The organism is Streptococcus sp. Marseille-Q5986 (genome assembly GCF_946902915.1).
GTDB lineage: Bacteria > Bacillota > Bacilli > Lactobacillales > Streptococcaceae > Streptococcus.
In genome coordinates, this window is the sequence record NZ_CAMPPY010000002.1 from 306,999 (window position 1) to 327,573 (window position 20,575).

At 34.9% G+C, this 20,575-nt stretch carries 19 protein-coding genes and 3 tRNA genes; 14 read left to right on the forward strand and 8 right to left on the reverse strand.

What is annotated here, in order from left to right:
* Positions 1–16: 16 nt before the first annotated feature.
* Positions 17–2,671: a YhgE/Pip domain-containing protein gene (locus tag OVN21_RS04955; protein ID WP_267247564.1), complete on the reverse strand. Its 2,655-nt coding sequence runs from the start codon at positions 2,669–2,671 to the stop codon at positions 17–19.
* A gap of 128 nt (positions 2,672–2,799) precedes the next feature.
* On the opposite strand from OVN21_RS04955, the gene OVN21_RS04960 reads away from it, so the two are divergent.
* A complete protein-coding gene (locus OVN21_RS04960) occupies positions 2,800–3,342 on the forward strand; it encodes a TetR/AcrR family transcriptional regulator (RefSeq protein WP_267247532.1) in 543 nt (180 codons plus the stop codon).
* Positions 3,343–3,381: 39 nt separating this feature from the next.
* Here OVN21_RS04960 and OVN21_RS04965 read toward each other — a convergent pair.
* From OVN21_RS04965 to rlmH, 7 genes are all read right to left on the reverse strand, one after another.
* Positions 3,382–3,455: transfer RNA gene (locus OVN21_RS04965), tRNA-Asn, on the reverse strand.
* A gap of 5 nt (positions 3,456–3,460) precedes the next feature.
* Positions 3,461–3,532 (reverse strand) — tRNA-Glu (locus OVN21_RS04970).
* Positions 3,533–3,583: 51 nt separating this feature from the next.
* Positions 3,584–4,336: a competence system response regulator transcription factor ComE gene (comE, locus tag OVN21_RS04975; protein WP_267247533.1), complete on the reverse strand. Its 753-nt coding sequence runs from the start codon at positions 4,334–4,336 to the stop codon at positions 3,584–3,586.
* Positions 4,333–5,652: a competence system sensor histidine kinase ComD gene (gene comD / locus OVN21_RS04980; protein ID WP_267247534.1), complete on the reverse strand. Its 1,320-nt coding sequence runs from the start codon at positions 5,650–5,652 to the stop codon at positions 4,333–4,335. The genes comE and comD overlap by 4 nt, the downstream gene beginning before the upstream one ends.
* 20 nt (positions 5,653–5,672) lie before the next feature.
* On the reverse strand, positions 5,673–5,798 hold the full coding sequence (comC, locus tag OVN21_RS04985) for a competence-stimulating peptide ComC (protein WP_267247535.1): 126 nt from the start codon (positions 5,796–5,798) through the stop codon (positions 5,673–5,675).
* A gap of 166 nt (positions 5,799–5,964) precedes the next feature.
* Positions 5,965–6,038, reverse strand: a tRNA-Arg gene (locus OVN21_RS04990).
* A gap of 43 nt (positions 6,039–6,081) precedes the next feature.
* Entirely contained in the window at positions 6,082–6,561 is a 480-nt protein-coding gene (gene rlmH / locus OVN21_RS04995; protein WP_267247536.1) for a 23S rRNA (pseudouridine(1915)-N(3))-methyltransferase RlmH, read from the reverse strand.
* 177 nt (positions 6,562–6,738) lie between these two features.
* On the opposite strand from rlmH, the gene OVN21_RS05000 reads away from it, so the two are divergent.
* The 13 genes from OVN21_RS05000 to tilS all read left to right on the forward strand — a co-directional run bounded on the left by OVN21_RS05000 (position 6,739) and on the right by tilS (position 20,574).
* Positions 6,739–7,929 (forward strand): S1C family serine protease, encoded by a 1,191-nt coding sequence (locus OVN21_RS05000; RefSeq protein WP_267247537.1) that lies wholly within the window; start codon positions 6,739–6,741, stop codon positions 7,927–7,929.
* A gap of 57 nt (positions 7,930–7,986) precedes the next feature.
* Positions 7,987–8,745 (forward strand): ParB/RepB/Spo0J family partition protein, encoded by a 759-nt coding sequence (locus OVN21_RS05005; RefSeq protein ID WP_267247538.1) that lies wholly within the window; start codon positions 7,987–7,989, stop codon positions 8,743–8,745.
* Positions 8,746–8,961: 216 nt separating this feature from the next.
* Positions 8,962–10,323: a chromosomal replication initiator protein DnaA gene (gene dnaA / locus OVN21_RS05010; protein WP_267247539.1), complete on the forward strand. Its 1,362-nt coding sequence runs from the start codon at positions 8,962–8,964 to the stop codon at positions 10,321–10,323.
* A 158-nt stretch (positions 10,324–10,481) separates the two neighbouring features.
* Positions 10,482–11,618: a DNA polymerase III subunit beta gene (gene dnaN / locus OVN21_RS05015; protein ID WP_267247540.1), complete on the forward strand. Its 1,137-nt coding sequence runs from the start codon at positions 10,482–10,484 to the stop codon at positions 11,616–11,618.
* Between the two features lie 64 nt (positions 11,619–11,682).
* Complete coding sequence (locus OVN21_RS05020; protein ID WP_000285186.1) at positions 11,683–11,877, forward strand: DUF951 domain-containing protein; 195 nt, start codon at positions 11,683–11,685, stop codon at positions 11,875–11,877.
* An 84-nt stretch (positions 11,878–11,961) separates the two neighbouring features.
* Positions 11,962–13,077, forward strand: a complete 1,116-nt coding sequence (gene ychF, locus OVN21_RS05025; protein WP_267247541.1) for a redox-regulated ATPase YchF — start codon at positions 11,962–11,964, stop codon at positions 13,075–13,077.
* Positions 13,078–13,147: 70 nt separating this feature from the next.
* Positions 13,148–13,717, forward strand: a complete 570-nt coding sequence (gene pth / locus OVN21_RS05030; protein ID WP_267247542.1) for an aminoacyl-tRNA hydrolase — start codon at positions 13,148–13,150, stop codon at positions 13,715–13,717.
* Positions 13,718–17,227 carry a transcription-repair coupling factor gene (gene mfd, locus OVN21_RS05035; protein WP_267247543.1) on the forward strand — a complete coding sequence of 1,170 codons (3,510 nt, stop codon included), beginning with the start codon at positions 13,718–13,720 and terminating at the stop codon, positions 17,225–17,227.
* A 57-nt stretch (positions 17,228–17,284) separates the two neighbouring features.
* The gene (locus tag OVN21_RS05040; RefSeq protein ID WP_001234973.1) at positions 17,285–17,551 is read left to right on the forward strand and encodes an RNA-binding S4 domain-containing protein; all 267 of its coding nucleotides are present in this window, start codon (positions 17,285–17,287) and stop codon (positions 17,549–17,551) included.
* Positions 17,544–17,912: a septum formation initiator family protein gene (locus OVN21_RS05045; RefSeq protein ID WP_267247544.1), complete on the forward strand. Its 369-nt coding sequence runs from the start codon at positions 17,544–17,546 to the stop codon at positions 17,910–17,912. The genes OVN21_RS05040 and OVN21_RS05045 overlap by 8 nt, the downstream gene beginning before the upstream one ends.
* Positions 17,913–17,916: 4 nt before the next feature.
* A complete protein-coding gene (locus OVN21_RS05050) occupies positions 17,917–18,039 on the forward strand; it encodes an SP_0009 family protein (RefSeq protein WP_000429343.1) in 123 nt (40 codons plus the stop codon).
* Complete coding sequence (locus OVN21_RS05055; protein ID WP_267247545.1) at positions 18,032–19,300, forward strand: serine hydrolase; 1,269 nt, start codon at positions 18,032–18,034, stop codon at positions 19,298–19,300. Before OVN21_RS05050 ends, OVN21_RS05055 begins: the two co-directional genes overlap by 8 nt.
* Entirely contained in the window at positions 19,297–20,574 is a 1,278-nt protein-coding gene (gene tilS, locus OVN21_RS05060; protein ID WP_267247546.1) for a tRNA lysidine(34) synthetase TilS, read from the forward strand. Before OVN21_RS05055 ends, tilS begins: the two co-directional genes overlap by 4 nt.
* Position 20,575 lies beyond the last annotated feature (1 nt).

Here is a 20,575-nt window from a genome sequence, read left to right on the forward strand (position 1 = left end):
TCCTTGACCAATCTTTTTAATCTTCTTCCATTTTCTTAGGTTGATAAGCTAGCATACCTAAAGCAGTAAAGAAAGCTAGTGTTATAATAAGGAAAATCACTTGGTGATGAATATTTCCTGTCATAGAGATTGTTTGTCGTAAACCTGATACAGAGTAACTCATTGGTAACCAAGGATTGACACCCTTAAAGAAATCATTTGTCAAAGCAAGTGGATAGGTCCCTGCACTTGATGCTAACTGTAATAAAAGTAAAATAAGAGAGAAGAAAGCTCCTATACGGCTATTCCAAGTTGTTAAAGCTGTCACCATAGACATGAAAGCTAAACTTGTGATTATAATTAGAATCAAGGTCCTCATCTCATGGTTCGCAGTCAATCCAATAAGACGGACACCTCCATAAACTAAAACACCTGCTAAGACAGCTATAATCCCATTTATTTCAGAGCGAGACTTCAACCAAGCCCAGCGGCTCTCTGGATGACGTCCAGAAGGCAACTTAGCAAAAATCATATTAGTAGATATAGCAGCAACAAAGAGAGCAACTGATATCATATAAGGAGCCATGGCAATCCCATTTACAGGAACTTGATCATTGTCTGTTTTTGAGAGAACTAGAGGATCAGATAATATTTCTGCATTTTCAGATTCTGTTGATACTGATTTAAGTTGATTGTTAGCATTGCCTAATCCTTGTCCTAATGAATCAACTCCTGTCTGTAAATCTTCAAGACTAGAGGTTAAGGTTGTTCCACCATCTGCTAGTTTTCCAGCACCATCTACAATCTTCATAGCGCCACTTCCTAGTTGAGATGCTACAGAAAGTAACTGTGTTGATTTATCTGTTAATTGACCAGAGCCAAATTGTAATTTAGTAAGACCTGCTACTAGCTCTGGACTCTTATTATTCAATTGAGCAGAACTAGATGACAAACTTTCTATACCTGATACTAATTCTGGAGTTTTTCCAGCTAACGCATCTACTCCAGCTGTCAAGGTTGATGTGTTTTCTGTCAACTTACTTGATCCAGAAACTAATTGTTCTAGACTAGTTGTTAAATTTACATTCTTTTCACTTAGTTGATTGGTACCTATAGAAATAGTATCCAGTCCCTTAGTGTAGTTTACAACTCCTTTTTCAATTGACTGACTTCCAGGAACCAACTGATTGTCTACAGTAGTTTGTAATTTTGTAAATCCATTTGACAATGTTGTCAAGAAGCTAGATGCTACAGGTAAGAGTTGATTTGCTTTCGTCTGTACATCAGATAGATTAGTTACTTGTTGTTCTGAATTCTCTATACTTTCTTTCAATCCTCCTACTGTCGTTAAAATTGTTTTTGCTGACTCAATAGTAGAATTAGAATTTTTAGAAATAGCTTCTGTCAGTTCTTTCTTTTGTTCCTCTGTGAGAGATTGATAAGTAGCTGTTGATTGAAGGTTAGCAATAGTTTTCTCTTGTTCTGTCTGACTTTTGGTCACAATATCCTGAGCAAAAGCCGTTAGATTTTGCAAAGCTTCTGACAATGTACCTTTCAGTTGAGGATTATCTGACATTGTAAGAGCTTGTAGTGTTTTATTTAGTTCTCCTAGACTAGTTGCCAATTGAGTTATTTGTTCATTCTGTTGAGATGAGGAATTCAGTTGATTTGAAATTTCTTTAATCCCAGTATTTAATTGCTCCATTCCATCTCTTAGTGCATCTGATTGATTTGATAATTGACTTGTTCCATTAGAAAGTTTTTCTACACTACTTGTATAAGCATTTACACCAACTGAAAATTGATTGAAACCTGTATCCAATTGTGAAACCCCACCTGTATAGGACTTTATACCTGTATTCAGCTGATTTACACCTGCCACCAATTCAGGAGTTCTTGAGGCTAATTGATCAAGTCCAGTGTCAACCTGTGAAACTGCATTTGTATAACTTTGTAAACCACTATTAAAAGTTCCTAAACCAAGATGTAATTGCTCTATGGCAGACACATAGGCAGACAATCCTTTTGTAAATTGATTAGCTCCATTTGAAAAAGTTACACTTGAGTTAGCTAGAGTATTGAGATTTGTCGTCAATGTTTGACTTCCTTTTGCTAACTGATTAGTCCCATCAGCCAGTTGTTCACTTCCATCAGCTGCTTTATTTATTCCAGACTTCAAGTCACTCATTTTTTGAAATAGTGCCTTGGTATATGTTTCAGTTACATTCGTAGAGACGGTTTGTTTTAATTGTGTCATTGCAGAATCACTCATCTTACTTGCAATAAAGCTACGGCCACTTGAAGTTTGATAATCAATTTGCATCTGTTCAGGGTGATTTGTTAGGATCGAAGTAGCTTTTTCAGATAGATCACTTGGTAAAGTCACTACCATATAATATTCGCCATCCTCTAGCCCCTTTTTCCCCTCTTCTTCATTGACAAAATAAAAATCTAAAGTCTTATTTTCTTTTAAATTAGACACCATGTCTTTTCCTATAGCCATTGTATTTCTATTATAAGAAGCTTCCTTGTCATTATTAACAACTGCTACAGGTAACTCCGATACTTGACCATATGGATCCCACATTGACGATAAAAATATGATATTGTATAAAGCTGGAATGAGAGAAATTCCTATCATTACAATAATGAATGTCGGTTTTTTAAAAATTGCTTTCCATTCTTTAAACATATTTCCTCCTTTTTTAAACATATTGTCTAAATTTTTGATATAATAGATTATACATTAAAAAATTTAAATTACAAGATAAAAAAATATTTTTTTAGACATATAGTCTAAATTGTTCATAAGGAGAAACTATGCAAGAAAGTAACAAACGCTTAAAAACAAAGCGAACTATTGAAAATGCTTTGGTACAACTACTGATGGAACAGCCCTTTGATCAAATTTCTACTGTCAAGCTAGCAGAAAAAGCCGGAATTAGTCGTTCCAGCTTCTATACTCACTATAAGGATAAGTATGATATAATTGAGCACTATCAAAGCAAGCTATTCCATACATTTGAGTATATCTTCCAAAAACATGCTCATCATAAAAAAGATACCATTTTAGAAGTATTTGACTATTTAGAGTCTGAACCACTCTTAGCTGCACTCTTGTCTGAAAATGGTACAAAAGAAATCCAAAATTTCTTAAGAAATAAGCTTCATATCATGCTGAGCACGGATCTTCAGAAGCGCTTTATGCAACTACAACTAAATTCAATTGAGTTAGAATATAGCAGCATTTATCTAACAAATGCCCTATTTGGTGTTTGTCAGACTTGGATTGCTCATGGGAAAAAAGAAAGTCCGCAAGAAATGACAGACTTCCTTATGAAAATGCTAGGTGATGTCAACTAAGAACAAAAAAGAACACCATCTGGTGTTCTTTTTATCTAACTCCGCCAGTAGGACTCGAACCTACGACATCATGATTAACAGTCATGCGCTACTACCAACTGAGCTATGGCGGATAAAATAGTCCGTACGGGATTCGAACCCGTGTTACCGCCGTGAAAAGGCGGTGTCTTAACCCCTTGACCAACGGACCATCTATCTGTAGCAGATATAACCATTATATCAATTTCTTACTAATTGTCAATCACTTTTTAGATTTTTTCTCTAGAATATCTTTTAGTTTACGAACTTTCAAACGGGTAATGGGACAACGATGATTTTCATAAAAGACAACTTCTAAATTTTTTCGATCAATTTCTCTCACATTTCTCACATTGACAAGGAAAGATTTATGGGAGCAATAAAATCGCTGAGTATGTTTGTCCTTCTCCTGAATATCTGTCATAGTTCCATAGAATTCTTTTGCAAAATTCTTACCAATAATCCGAAGTTTATGAGAAACTCCTGTGGTTTCGATATACAAAATGTCATGGTAAGGAATTTTCAAATCATTTCCCTTATAGTTGTAATCAAAATAGTCTACAACATCTTCGTTTTCAAGCAGCATGCTCTTAGTGTAAAAAATACTCTGCTCGATACGTTTTTTGAACAATTCATCATTGATATCTTTATCAACAAAATCTAGGGCTGATACCTGGTATTTGTACGTTAAGGTAGCAAATTCAGATCGACTGGTAATAAAGACAATAATAGCATAAGGATTGTGATGACGGATAAACTGAGCCACTTCAAAGCCTTTTTTCTCGATTCCATGAATATCGATATCTAGGAAATAAAGCTGGTTTACTTCATCATTTTCGATATATTCCTTAAACTCACGAACTTTTCCTGTTGTCTTATATGAAATAGGAATATTCGATTCTTCCGAGATTTCATTTAATATTCTCTCTAGTCTCACTTGATGTTCAATAACATCTTCTAAAATTAATACTTTCATTCAAATTCCCTCTTAAATCTAATAATTTGTCTAAATGTGTTGTCTTCCATCTCTGTTTCTAAAATAATGTTGTCATACTTATCTAAAATCTCTTTAACATTATTAAGTCCTAGACCTCTGTTTCTTCCCTTGGTAGAAAAACCTAAGGCAAACAAGTCTTCTGAAGGCGTCATAGTAATTTTACATGAATTCTGGATAACTATAACTGTTTCAAAATCCATTTTAATGACTGCAACTTCCATTTGTTTCAAGTAACTATCTGCGGCACCTTCAACAGCATTATTTAATAGAATGCTCATGATGCGAACAAGATCAAGTAAATCCATTGACAATCTAGTAATGACATCTTTTACTTCCAATGTAAACTCTACATCATTATTTCGTGCATATACAATCGATTGAGCAATTAAACTTCGTAAAGCCGAATCTTCTATGTTATTTAAATCAAAGTAAGTATATTTATCTGACCTCAATTTCTGATTTGCTTTTACTAGGACTTCGTTGTAAATCCTGTCAATTTCATGTAAATCTCCACTGTCAATCGCCATTTGCATGCTGACAAGCATCCCTGCATAGTCATGACGAAAACCTCGAATCTCATTATACAAACCCACAATCTCATCTGTATACGTTTGTAAATACTTTTGTTCAAATTTCTTCTGCTTTAGGGCAATCTCTTTTTCAATTTGAACCTTATAAGAATTCATTGCAAAGAAAACTAATAGTAGACAGATAAAAACAATGGTTGATAAAATACTTCCGAAACTATTTAAGTGATGAATCGTACTTACTATATCTGAAACAAACAATAAGACATGCAATCCGAAAAAAGCAACTATCACTTTTTTTAAAAAAGGGTAGAGGTAATCTTTGTCAAAATAGGAAAGTTCTAAGTGGAAATAAGTAATAGTTTTTTTAATAACAAAATATGTTAGTAATAGAACTCCTAAATAAAACATTCCTTCATGTTCTGTGACAAAACCATCACCTGTTATAGAGGATAGGGTTACTGATAAAAAAGTATGAGTGCTATGATACAATAATGATAACAATAAACTTATGAACATTCCTTTATATTTATCATACTTCTTTAAAACTACTATGGAAGTATATAAAATAAGAGGGAATAGAAATTTTTCAATTCCTAGTCCAACTAATGAAATAAAATCAAAGAAAAATTCAGCTACAGATTGACATACAAATATCCAAATTATAAACAGATATCTTTCTTTTTTGCTTACTTTACAAATTAATTCATAGCTTATTGTTAAAATAAAAATATGAAGAATAACTATTCCAAATCCTAATAAACTCATCCTATCACCCTATAATATCATTACTTTGTCCTATTTGAAAAAAGATGTTTTAAAAAGTAAGGTAGTCTTTTATCCCCACCCCGAATTTCCTGCAATTCTGCCTCTGTTACCTCTTTAAATTTTTCTAATTTTACTGTATTTTTCATAATGAAATCTCCTGTATTATTTTTTTCTTGTAAGTTAACTTACAAACCTATTATACAAAATGAAGACCATATAAGAAAAAATTTTTCCCAACTGTACATTTTTGCATCTGAAACGCACTTTTTTTAAGAAAAAAGCTGGGATTTATCCCAGCTTCGCATCTAAAATTGATCCCAGCAGGATTCGAACCTGCGACCGTTCGCTTAGAAGGCGAATGCTCTATCCAGCTGAGCTATGAGACCTAACATGACTATTCTATCAAAAAACAAGAGGTAAGTCAATCTTTTATTTATGGTAAGGAGAACCCTGCTGAATCGTAAAAGCACGGTAAATTTGTTCAACAAGAACCAATCTCATTAACTGATGTGGTAATGTTAGACGTCCAAAATTGACAGAAAGATTGCTCCTATTTTTTACAACAGGAGCTAGACCTAAACTTCCTCCAATGATAAAAGTAAGAGTTGAGTAGCCTTTGATAGAAGCCTGCTCTAGTTGCTTACTAAAATCTTCTGAGGAGAATGTTTTTCCTTCAATTGCTAGTACAACGACAAAGTCTCTTTCTCCAACCTTAGAAAGAATTCTTGCGCCTTCTGTTTCCAAAATTTTTTGATTTTCTAATTCACTGGCTTTGTCAGGTGTCTTCTCGTCAGCAAGCTCAATCATTTCTAATTTGGCGAAACGTGAAATTCGTTTTGTATACTCAGCAATACCATCTTTAAGGTATTTCTCTTTCAGTTTTCCTACTGTTACAACTTTTATTTTCATTCTTCTATTCTATCATATCCACACTTCATTTCACATCTTATACACATGAAAATCATCCAAAAATACTATTAAATTCACAGAATAAGGTGAGTTATCCACAAATTGTGTAAAACTTTTAAGCTTAGATTAAGTTAATAGGTTTATAATCTTGACAAACAATAGCAAACGGAGGCGTTTATGAAACACTTACAAAAATTTTACAAAAAAGGAGTTACTTTTCTTGTAATTATTCTAATAGGATTTTTGAGTGGTGCACTAGGAAGTTTTGTAACATTGCAACTTTATCAAAAACAAGAAAATCAAGCTACAATTAATAATCCTGGCACTGTAATTCAAACATCGTACAAGAATGAAAACTCAACTACTCAAGCAGTGAATAAAATTAAGGATGCTGTTGTATCAGTCATTACTTATTCTGCTAATAAACAAAGTAGTATATTTGGAACGGAAGAATCAAATTCTGATACGGATAATCAACAGATTGCAAGTGAAGGATCAGGTGTTATCTATAAAAAGAACGAAAATGATGCTTATATTGTAACAAATACTCACGTTATTAACGGAGCTTCAAAAGTCGATATCCGTTTAGCTGATGGTACAAAAGTCCCTGGTGAAATTATTGGATCGGATACCTTCTCTGATATTGCTGTCGTAAAAATTTCTTCAGAAAAAGTTACAACAGTGGCAGAATTTGGTGATTCAAGCCAACTTAATGTTGGAGAAACAGCGATTGCTATTGGTAGTCCTTTAGGTTCAGAATATGCTAATACAGTTACACAGGGAATCATCTCAAGTCTTAATCGAAATGTTTCTCTAAAATCTGAAGATGGTCAAGCTATTTCAACAAAAGCCATTCAAACAGATACTGCCATTAACCCTGGTAACTCTGGTGGTCCGCTTGTAAATATTCAAGGACAAGTAATTGGTATTACATCAAGTAAGATTGCAAGTAACGGTGGAACATCTGTAGAAGGTCTTGGTTTTGCAATTCCTTCAAACGATGTACAAAATATCATTAAACAGCTTGAAAGTGATGGTAAAGTGACTCGTCCTGCTCTTGGAATCCAAATGGTCAATCTGTCTAACGTTGGAGCTAATGATCTTAGAAAACTAAACATTCCAAATCGCCTCACCTCAGGTGTAGTTGTTCGATCTGTTCAAAGTAATATGCCTGCAAATGGACATCTTCAAAAATACGATGTCATTACTAAAGTTGACGACAAAGAGATTATTTCATCAACAGACTTACAACACGCTCTTTACAATCATGCTATTGGAGACACTATAAAAATAACCTACTACCGTAATGGTAAGGAGGAAACAACCTCTATAAAGCTAGATAAGAATTCTGGTGATTTGGAACATTAATTGACATCAGTGTAAAGAAAACTTTACAGAAAGTAAAAGATATGTTAGTGTAGAATCATGGAAAAATTTGAAATGATTTCTATCTCTGAGATACAAAAGAATCCTTACCAACCTCGGAAAGAATTTGATGTAGAAAAATTAAAAGAATTAGCTCAGTCAATCAAAGAAAATGGGCTCATACAACCAATCATTGTTCGCCAATCTCCTATAATTGGTTATGAAATCCTTGCAGGAGAGAGACGATATCGAGCTTCTCTCCTGGCTGGTCTGATCTCTATTCCAGCCGTTGTGAAGCACCTCTCAGATCAGGAAATGATGATCCAGTCAATCATTGAGAATTTGCAGAGAGAAAACTTAAATCCTGTTGAAGAAGCACGCGCCTATGAATCTTTAGTAGAGAAAGGATTTACTCACACTGAGATAGCCGATAAAATGGGGAAATCTCGACCTTATATCACTAATTTTATTCGTTTACTTTCCCTACCAGAGCATATCTTAGCTGAAGTAGAAAATGGAAAAATTTCTCAAGCACATGCCCGTTCACTAGTTGGTTTGGATAAAGAGCAGCAAGACTATTTCTTCCAACTAATCAAAAATGAAGACATCTCTGTGAGAAAGTTGGAAGCACTTCTTACAGAAAAAAAACACAAGAAGCAGAAAAAAAGCGATTCTTTCATCAAAGATGAAGAAGATAAATTAAAAAAACTACTAGGTTTAAGTGTAGAAATTAAACTTTCTAAAAAAGATACTGGAAAGATTGTCATCTCTTTTTCAAGTCAAGAAGAATACGATAGAATTATTAACAGCCTGAAATAAGGCTGTTCTTTTATTTTCTTAACCCACAAATTTATCCACTAATTTTTTTATCAAAAACCCTATTGAATCAAGGAAATAGCTATTTACCCCCAACTTGTGGATAAATACTACTAACATTGTGGATTGTTTTCCACAATCTGTGGAAAAATCCTACTATCTATGGTAAAATAAGTCTAGCACTAAACTACTAAAATCATAGTAAAGGAGGAAAAATAGTTGAAAGAAAAGCAATTTTGGAATCGTATTTTAGAATTTGCGCAAGAAAGATTGACACGATCTATGTATGATTTCTATGCTACACCTGCTGAACTCATCAAAGTAGGAGAAAATACAGCTACTATATTTCTACCGAGATCAGAGATGGAAATGGTGTGGGAAAAGCAATTAAAAGATATTATTGTTGCTGCTGGTTTTGAAATTTATGATTCTGAAATCAAACCTCACTATATTTTCACTAAACCTCAGAGTACAGAGTCTCCTCAAGTAAATGATACGAATAGCGTCTCTACTTACAGTTACACACCTACACTATCAACGATTCCCTATTCTGAAACAGGATTAAAAGAAAAATATACCTTTGATAACTTTATTCAAGGTGATGGAAATGTTTGGGCGGTATCTGCTGCACTAGCTGTATCTGAAGATTTAGCTCTAACCTATAATCCTCTTTTCATCTATGGAGGACCTGGTCTTGGAAAGACTCACTTGCTCAATGCGATTGGAAATGAGATTTTGAAAAATATTCCTGATGCGCGTGTCAAGTACATTCCTGCCGAAAGCTTTATCAATGACTTTCTTGAACACTTGCGACTTGGAGAAATGGAAAAGTTCAAAAAAACTTACCGTAGCCTTGATCTCTTATTGATTGATGATATCCAATCTCTCAGCGGTAAAAAAGTCGCAACCCAGGAAGAATTTTTCAATACCTTCAATGCTCTTCATGATAAGCAGAAACAGATTGTCCTAACCAGTGATCGAAGTCCTAAACACCTAGAAGGCCTTGAGGAGAGGCTTGTCACGCGCTTTAGCTGGGGATTGACGCAAAATATCACCCCTCCTGACTTTGAGACACGTATCGCCATTCTTCAAAGTAAAACGGAGCATTTGGATTACCATTTCCAAAGTGATACTCTGGAATACTTGGCTGGCCAATTTGATTCAAATGTTCGAGAACTGGAAGGAGCAATCAATGATATCACTTTAATTGCCAGAGTGAAGAAGATTAAGGATATTACCATTGATATTGCTGCTGAAGCTATCAGAGCACGTAAGCAAGATGCACGCCAGATACTTGTTATTCCAATTGAGAAAATCCAAACTGAAGTTGGTAATTTTTATGGAGTGAGTGTCAAAGAAATGAAGGGGACGAGACGAGTTCAAAACATCGTTTTGGCACGTCAGGTTGCCATGTACTTAGCTAGAGAACTAACAGATAATAGTCTTCCAAAAATAGGAAAAGAATTTGGCGGAAAGGATCACACAACCGTTATTCATGCCCATGCCAAAATTAAATCACTGATTGACGAAGACGATAATTTACGTTTAGAAGTAGAAGCAATCAAAAAGAAAATTAAGTAGCTTGTGGATAACTTTTTATTTTTTATCTTTTTTATCCACATTTTTTAAACAAGCTCAAAAGCTTGAATTTACTAAATAGCACCCAGTTTTCCACAGAATTCACACACCTTATTATTACTATTAACTTTCTAATACTAAAAATAAATAAAGGAGAATCCATGATTCATTTTTCAATCAATAAAAATTTATTTCTACAAGCCTTAAATACTACAAAACGAGCAATTAACTCAAAAAATGCTATTCCAATTTTATCAACAATCAAAATTGACGTTACCAATGAAGGAATTACTTTAATTGGATCAAACGGTCAAATTTCTATTGAAAATTTCATTTCTCAAAAGAATGAAGATGCCGGTCTCTTGATCACTTCTTTGGGTTCGATTCTTCTTGAAGCTTCTTTCTTTATCAATGTTGTATCCAGTCTTCCAGATGTAACGCTAGATTTCAAAGAGATTGAACAAAATCAAATTGTTTTAACCAGTGGAAAATCAGAAATTACACTAAAAGGAAAAGATAGCGAACAGTACCCCCGAATCCAAGAAATTTCAGCAAGCACTCCTCTGGTTCTTGAAACAAAATTACTCAAGAAAATTATCAATGAAACAGCTTTTGCTGCAAGTACACAAGAAAGTCGTCCAATTTTGACAGGTGTCCACTTCGTATTGAGCCAACACAAAGAATTAAAAACAGTTGCAACAGACTCTCATCGTCTAAGCCAGAAAAAATTAACTCTTGAGAAAAATAGTGATGATTTTGATGTCGTGATTCCTAGCCGTTCTCTACGTGAAATTTCAGCGGTATTTACAGATGATATTGAAACGGTAGAGATTTTCTTTGCCAATAACCAAATCCTCTTTAGAAGCGAAAATATTAGCTTCTATACTCGTCTCCTAGAAGGAAACTATCCTGATACAGATCGCTTGATTCCAACAGACTTTAACACTACTATTACTTTTGATGTGGTAAACTTACGCCAGTCAATGGAGCGTGCTCGTCTTTTATCAAGTGCGACTCAAAATGGTACTGTGAAACTTGAAATTAAAGATGGGGTTGTTAGCGCCCATGTTCACTCTCCAGAAGTTGGTAAAGTAAACGAAGAAATCGATACTGATCAAGTTACTGGTGAAGATTTGACCATTAGTTTCAATCCAACTTATTTGATTGATTCCCTCAAGGCTTTAAATAGCGAAAAGGTGACCATTAGCTTTATCTCAGCTGTTCGTCCATTTACTCTTGTGCCAGCAGACACTGATGAGGATTTCATGCAGCTTATTACACCAGTTCGTACAAATTAAGTGAAAGAGGTTGGGCCTAGCTCGCCTCTTTTATGATATAATCGAAAAAGAAAAGGAGAGTAGTATGTATCAAGTTGGAAATTTTGTTGAAATGAAAAAACCACATGCTTGCACAATCAAGTCAACAGGAAAAAAAGCTAATCGTTGGGAAATTACACGTGTAGGAGCAGATATCAAAATAAAATGCAGTAATTGTGACCATGTTGTCATGATGGGGCGCTATGATTTTGATCGAAAAATGAATAAAATTATTGACTGAGAACCCTTAGTTAGAGAGTTAGCAAGTTTTCCCTTTTTATGGTATAATATTAGGGATTGAAATGAAAACGGAGAATGAGAAAATATGGCTTTAACAGCAGGTATCGTTGGTTTGCCAAACGTTGGTAAATCAACACTATTTAATGCAATTACAAAAGCAGGAGCAGAGGCAGCAAATTACCCATTTGCGACGATTGATCCAAATGTTGGAATGGTAGAAGTTCCAGATGAACGCCTACAAAAACTAACTGAAATGATAACTCCTAAAAAGACAGTTCCCACAACATTTGAATTTACAGATATTGCAGGGATTGTAAAAGGAGCTTCAAAAGGAGAAGGGCTAGGGAATAAATTCTTGGCCAATATTCGTGAAGTAGATGCGATTGTTCACGTAGTTCGTGCTTTTGATGATGAAAATGTGATGCGCGAGCAAGGACGTGAAGACGCCTTTGTGGATCCACTTGCAGATATTGATACCATTAACTTGGAGTTGATTCTTGCTGATTTAGAATCAGTTAATAAGCGTTATGCGCGTGTAGAAAAGATGGCGCGTACGCAAAAAGATAAAGAATCAGTAGCAGAATTTAATGTTCTTCAAAAGATTAAACCTGTTCTTGAAGATGGAAAATCAGCTCGCACAATCGAATTTACAGATGAAGAACAAAAAGTTGTCAAAGGTCTCTTCCTTTTGACAACTAAACCAGTTCTTTATGTTGCCAATGTAGATGAGGATTTAGTTTCAGATCCAGATTCTATCGACTATGTCAAACAAATTCGCGAATTTGCAGCGACAGAAAATGCTGAAGTAGTCGTTATTTCTGCGCGTGCTGAGGAAGAAATTTCTGAGTTAGACGATGAAGACAAGCAAGAATTTCTTGAAGCACTTGGATTGACAGAATCAGGCGTTGACAAGTTGACTCGTGCAGCTTACCACTTACTTGGACTTGGAACTTACTTCACAGCTGGTGAAAAAGAAGTTCGCGCTTGGACCTTCAAACGTGGTATGAAGGCTCCTCAAGCAGCTGGTATTATCCACTCAGACTTTGAAAAAGGCTTTATTCGTGCAGTAACCATGTCATACGATGATTTGGTGAAATATGGATCAGAAAAGGCAGTAAAAGAAGCCGGACATTTGCGTGAAGAAGGTAAAGAATATATCGTCCAAGACGGTGATATCATGGAATTCCGCTTTAATGTCTAAAAATTTAATAAATAGTGTCAATTAGGTTGGAAAAAAATTCCAACCCTTTTGGCTTTTGAAAGGAAAATAAATGACCAAATTACTTGTAGGCTTGGGAAATCCAGGAGACAAATATTTTGAAACCAAACACAATATTGGTTTCATGTTGATTGACCAACTAGCGAAGAAACAGAATCTCACTTTTACACACGATAAGATATTTCAAGCTGATTTAGCATCTTTTTTCTTCAATGGAGAAAAAATTTATCTTGTCAAACCAACGACCTTTATGAATGAAAGCGGGAAAGCTGTTCATGCTTTATTGACTTATTATGGTTTGGATATTGAAGATTTACTCGTTATTTACGACGATCTTGACATGGAAGTTGGGAAAATTCGTTTAAGAGCAAAGGGATCAGCAGGTGGTCATAATGGCATCAAGTCTATTATTCAACATATAGGTACTCAGGTCTTTAACCGTATTAAAATAGGAATTGGAAGGCCCAAAAAAGGTATGTCAGTTGTTCACCATGTTTTAAGTAAGTTTGATCAGGAAAACTATATAGGTATTTTACAGTCAATTGACAAGATTGACGATGCTGTAAATTACTATTTACAAGAAAAAAACTTTGAGAAAACGATGCAGAGGTATAATGGCTAAATGGTGACTTTATTAGATTTATTCTCAGAAAATGATCAGATAAAAAAATGGCATCAAAATCTGATAGATAAGAAAAGACAACTAATACTTGGTTTATCAACGTCTACCAAGGCTCTTGCAATTGCAAGCAGTCTAGAAAAAGAAAATAAGATTGTGTTACTGACTTCAACTTATGGAGAAGCAGAACGAATTATCAGTGATCTTCTTTCTCTCTTAGGAGAGGAACTTGTCTATCCTTTTTTGGTCGATGACTCTCCTATAGTAGAGTTTTTGATGTCTTCGCAAGAAAAAATCATTTCTCGGGTTGAAGCTTTGCGTTTTTTGAGTGATCCGTCTAAGAAAGGGATTTTAGTTTGTAATATCGCAGCGAGTCGGTTGATTCTACCCTCTCCGGCTAGATTTAAAGAAAGTATTATAAAAATTGCAGTTGGCGAAGAATATGACCAACACGAGCTACTTCACCGGTTAAAGGAAATTGGATATCGAAAAGTTACTCAAGTACAGACACAAGGTGAGTTTAGTATTCGAGGAGATATTTTAGATATTTTTGAGATGTCTCAGTTAGAACCTTTCCGAATCGAGTTTTTTGGTGATGAAGTAGATGGAATTCGTACTTTTGAAGTCGAAACACAATTATCAAAAGAAAATCAGACAGAACTCACCATCTTTCCAGCTAGTGATATACTTTTGAGAGAAAAGGATTATCAACGAGGTCAGTCAGCTTTAGAAAAGCAAATTTCGAAGACCTTATCACCAATTTTAAAATCATATTTGGAAGAGATTTTGTCAAGTTTTCATCAAAAACAAGTACATTCAGATAGTCGAAAGTTTTTGTCCTTATGTTATGATAAAACATGGACTGTATTTGATTATATTGAAAAAGATACACCAGTATTCTTTGATGACTATCAAAAATTGATGAATCAGTGTGAAACATTTGAAAGAGAATTAGTGCAATACTTTACAGAAGATTTACAGAATGGTAAATCATTTTCTGATATGCAGTATTTTGCAGATATAGATCAAACCTATAAAAAACAAAGTCCAGTTACCTTTTTCTCCAATCTGCAAAAGGGCTTAGGAAATCTCAAGTTTGATCACGTTTATCAATTTAATCAATATCCTATGCAGGAGTTTTTCAATCAATTTTCTTTTCTTAAGGAAGAAATTGAGAGATATAAAAAAATGGACTACACCATTGTTCTGCAGTCTAGCAATTCAATGGGAAGTAAAACATTGGAGGATGTTTTAGAGGAATACCAGATCAAATTGGATTTCAGAGATAAGTCAAGTATCTGTAAAAAATCTGTAAACTTGATCGAGGGTAATCTAAGACATGGTTTTCATTTTGTGGATGAAAAAATTCTCTTGATTACTGAACATGAGATTTTTCAAAAGAAATTAAAACGTCGTTTTCGAAGACAACATGCTTCAAATGCGGAGCGATTAAAAGATTATAATGAACTTGAAAAAGGAGACTATGTTGTTCACCATATCCATGGAATTGGTCAATATCTAGGCATTGAAACAATTGAAATCAAAGGGATTCACCGAGATTATGTCAGTGTTCAATATCAAAATGGGGATCAAATCTCCATTCCAGTAGAGCAGATTCAGTTACTGTCCAAATATGTTTCAAGTGATGGTAAAGCGCCAAAACTTAATAAATTAAATGATGGTCATTTCAAAAAGGTCAAGCAAAAAGTTAAGAACCAGGTAGAGGATATAGCTGATGATTTAATCAAACTGTATTCTGAGCGTAGTCAGTTGAAGGGTTTTGCTTTCTCGGCTGATGATGATGAACAACATGCTTTTGATGATGCTTTTCCTTATGTTGAAACGGATGATCAGCTTCGTAGTATTGAGGAAATCAAGAGAGATATGCAAGATTCTCATCCCATGGATCGACTTTTAGTTGGGGATGTTGGTTTTGGGAAGACTGAGGTTGCAATGCGTGCTGCTTTTAAGGCGGTCAATGATCACAAACAGGTGGTCGTTCTAGTTCCAACGACGGTTTTAGCGCAACAGCACTATACGAATTTTAAGGAACGATTTCAAAATTTTGCTATTAATATTGATGTGTTGAGTCGCTTTAGAAGTAAAAAAGAGCAGTCAGAGACACTTGAAAAACTAAAGAATGGTCAAGTCGATATTTTGATTGGAACGCATCGTGTTTTGTCAAAAGATGTTGTGTTTGCTGATTTGGGCTTGATGATTATTGATGAGGAACAACGATTTGGTGTCAAGCATAAGGAAACTTTGAAAGAACTCAAAAAACAAGTAGATGTTCTAACCTTGACTGCAACACCAATCCCTCGTACTCTCCACATGTCTATGCTGGGGATCAGAGATTTGTCTGTTATTGAAACTCCTCCAACCAATCGCTATCCTGTTCAAACCTATGTTTTAGAAAAGAATGACAGTGTGATTCGTGATGCTGTTTTACGTGAAATGGAGCGTGGAGGTCAAGTTTACTATCTTTACAATAAAGTTGACACAATTGATCAGAAGGTTTCAGAATTACAGGAGCTGATTCCAGAGGCTTCGATTGGTTATGTTCATGGTCGCATGAGTGAAATCCAGTTGGAAAATACTCTATTAGACTTTATTGAGGGACAATACGATATCTTGGTGACGACAACTATTATTGAGACAGGGGTGGACATTCCAAATGCCAATACTTTATTTATTGAAAATGCGGACCATATGGGCTTGTCAACCTTGTATCAGTTAAGAGGAAGAGTCGGTCGTAGTAATCGTATTGCTTATGCCTATCTCATGTATCGTCCAGAAAAATCAATCAGTGAAGTCTCTGAGAAGAGATTAGAAGCAATCAAAGGATTTACAGAATTGGGCTTCGGATTTAAGATTGCGATGCGAGATCTTTCGATTCGTGGAGCAGGAAACCTCCTAGGAAAATCTCAGTCTGGTTTCATTGATTCTGTTGGTTTTGAATTGTATTCGCAGTTATTAGAGGAAGCTATTACTAAACGAAACGGTAATGCTAACGCTAACACAAGAACCAAAGGGAATGCCGAATTGATTTTACAAATCGATGCTTATCTTCCTGATACTTATATTTCTGACCAACGACATAAGATTGAAATTTACAAGAAAATTCGTCAAATTGACAACCGTGTCAATTATGAAGAGTTACAAGAAGAGTTGATGGATCGCTTTGGAGAATACCCAGACGTTGTAGCCTATCTTTTAGAGATTGGTTTGGTCAAGTCTTATCTTGACAAGGTCTTTGTTCAACGTGTGGAAAGAAAAGATAATAAGATTACAGTTCAATTTGAAAAAGTCACTCAACGATTGTTTTTAGCTCAAGATTATTTTAAAGCCTTATCCGCAACGAACTTAAAAGCGGGCATAGCTGAGAATAAAGGATTAATGGAAGCCGTATTCGACATTCGAAATAAGAAGGACTATGAAATTTTAGAAGGTCTGCTGATTTTTGGAGAAAGTTTATTAGAAATAAAAGAATCAAAGGAAGAAAACTCCCTTTAACATTTTTCTTCTATAAAAAAGATAAAAATGGTATAATAATAATTTGAGGTAATAAAAATGAGATTAGATAAATATTTAAAAGTATCACGAATTATTAAACGCCGCACAGTCGCAAAGGAAGTAGCAGATAAAGGCAGAATTAAGGTAAATGGAATTTTGGCTAAAAGTTCAACAGATTTGAAAGTTGATGACCAAGTTGAAATTCGCTTTGGAAATAAGTTGCTGCTTGTTAAAGTACTGGAGATGAAAGATAGTACAAAAAAAGAAGATGCAGCAGGCATGTATGAAATTATCAGTGAAACACGGGTAGAAGAAAATGTCTAAGAATATTGTACAATTGAATAATTCTTTTATTCAAAATGAACACCAACGTCGTCGTTACCTGATGAAGGAGAGACAAAAGAGGAATCGTTTTATGGGTTGGGTCCTTATTTTGATGATTTTGTTGTTTATTTTACCAACTTATAACTTGGCCCAAAGCTATGATCAGTTACTGCAACGTCGTCAGCAATTAACAGAGTTGAAAGAGCAGTACCAAATTCTTAGTGATGAAAAGGATAAGGAATCCGTTTTTGCTACAAAGTTGAAAGATGAAGACTATGTAGCAAAATATGCACGCGCAAAGTACTATTACTCAAAGAAACGAGAAGCAATTTACATAATTCCTGATTTGCTTCCGAGGTAATGTCATGGAAAATTTATTAGAAGTTGTTGAGCAATTTTTAAGTTTATCAGATGAAAAATTAGAGGAATTGGCAGCTAAAAACCATTTATTACGATTACAAGAAGAAAGGGAAGAGAAGAATGCGTAAGTTCTTAGTAGTTTTACTGCTACCTGCTTTTATCATAACCTCAAGAGTAGTTAGCACAGAAAAACAGCTTCCTTACTCTTCGCAAGAAATTTATTATCTAACCGAGTCTGATTATGGATTCTACTATAAAGAAACTCTGGAATCCCCAATGGTATACGGAGAAACAGCAGTCTATGCTAATGAGGATCTTGTTAAGGAGTCTGGCAAATTGACTACTGAAAACGCCTTTAAAATCATAGAATGGCGTTTGAATAGACAAGGTATTCCTGTTTTTAAATTAGACAATCACCAGTTTATCCTTGCAGATAAGCGTTTGGTCTATGATCAAAGTCAAGTTGAAATTCAAACTAGACAGGTATGGTTGGAGCCGGGGGTTGTTATTTATAATAGTCCTTATGATGCTAAAGAAATTTCTTCATCCCTCTCTCCCTATCAACGCGTAACAGTGGATAGAGCCCTCTTTGCTGAGGGACAAGAATTTCTTCATATTGATCAAGTTGGGTGGGTATCCAAAGAGTCCGTCTCAGAAGAAGACAATCGTATCCAGAAGGTTCAAGAAGTTTTATCAAACAACTATCAGAATGAAAATTATTCTATTTATGTTAAACAACTGAGTACGGGTAAAGAGGCTGGTGTGAATGAAGACAGCAAACTCTATGCAGCTAGCATCTTGAAGCTAGCCTACCTTTATTATGCTCAAGATAAGATAAATCAAGGGGAGTATACGCTAGACAGTAGCTTCAAGTATATCCCAGAAGTAAATAGTTTCTCTGGGTCCTATAAACCAGAAGGTAGTGGTAGCTTACCTAAAAAAGAAGATAACAAAGAATACAGTCTTCAACAGTTAATTACCAAGGTAACAAAAGAGTCTGACAATGTTGCTCACAATATTTTAGGTTATTACGTGACCAATCAATCTGATGGGGCTTTCAAAGAAAAAATGTCCACCATTATGGGTGAAGATTGGGATGTGAATGATAAATTGACTTCTTCAAAAATGGCTGGAAAGGTCATGGAAGCTATTTATAATCAGAATGGTTTTGTCCTAGAGTCTCTAGGTAAGACCGATTTTGACAACCAACGAATCGCAAAAGGTGTTTCGGTTAAGGTAGCTCATAAAATTGGAGATGCCGATGAGTTTAAACATGACACTGCCATTGTCTATACGGATTCTCCTTTCGTTCTCTCTATTTTTACCAAAAATTCTGATTATGACACCATTGCTAAGATAGCCAAGGATGTCTATGAGGTTCTAAAATGAAGGACCAGGATTTTTTAAATCATTTTCTCCAAAAAGAGTATTTCAAAAAACATTCTAAAGTCGTGTTAGCTTTGTCTGGTGGACTGGATTCAATGTTTTTATTCCAGCTATTGTCTACTTATCAAAATGAGTTAGAAATTGAGCTGATTGTAGCACATGTCAATCACAAGCAGAGAAGTGAGTCTGACTGGGAGGAAAATGAACTAAGGAAGTTAGCTGATGCAGCTGGACTTCCTATTTATGTCACAAGCTTTTTAGGAGACTTTTCAGAAGCGTGTGCTCGAGAGTTTCGTTATGATTTTTTTAGGAAAATCATGAAAAAGGTTGGAGCAACTGCCTTGGTCACTGCCCACCATACAGATGATCAGGTTGAAACGATTTTGATGCGCTTGATTCGAGGAAGTCGGTTACGTCATTTAACAGGAATAAAAGAAAGTCAAGTAGTTGATGATATTGAAATCATCCGTCCCTTGTTGCCTTTTCATAAAAAGGATTTTCCACCAATTTTTCATTTTGAAGATCAAACGAATCAGGAAAATACCTATTTTCGCAATCGCATTCGAAATAGGTATTTACCAGAACTTGAAAAAGAAAATCCTCGTCTTAAATTCTCCCTTTTAGATTTGGGAAGGGAAATTTCAGATTACCAAGCAACAATAACGGAGCTTTCGAAACAAATTGATGTGGAAGATTTGAATGAGCTTTTCTCATATTCCCAACAAACTCAAGGAGTCTTGCTTCAGAACTATCTCAATCAATTTCCAGACTTAAATCTGACAAAGGCTCAGTTTGCTGAAGTTCGACAGATTTTAGCAACTAAAAGTCAGTATCGTCATTCTCTTAAAAATGGCTACGAATTGATAAAAGAGTATCAACGGTTTCAAATTTGTAAAATCAGTCCTCAGGCCGATGAGAAGGAAGATGAACTTGTGTTACACTATCAAAATCAAGTTCGATATATGGGTTATTTATTTTCCTTTGGCATCCCTATTGAAGGGGATTTTGTTCAAAAAGTAACGGTTTCACGGGAAACATCTGTACATATTAGATGTAGAAAACCTGGCGATGTTCTTATCCTGAATGGGCATCGAAAGAAACTGAGACGTTTATTTATAGATTTGAAAATCCCCATTGAAAAACGAAAAACAACCCCTATTATTGAGCAATTTGGAGAAATTGTCTCAATTTTAGGAATTACGACCAGTGATTTGAGTAAAAACACGAAAAATGATATAATGAACACTGTAGTTTATATAGAAAAAATAGATAGGTAAA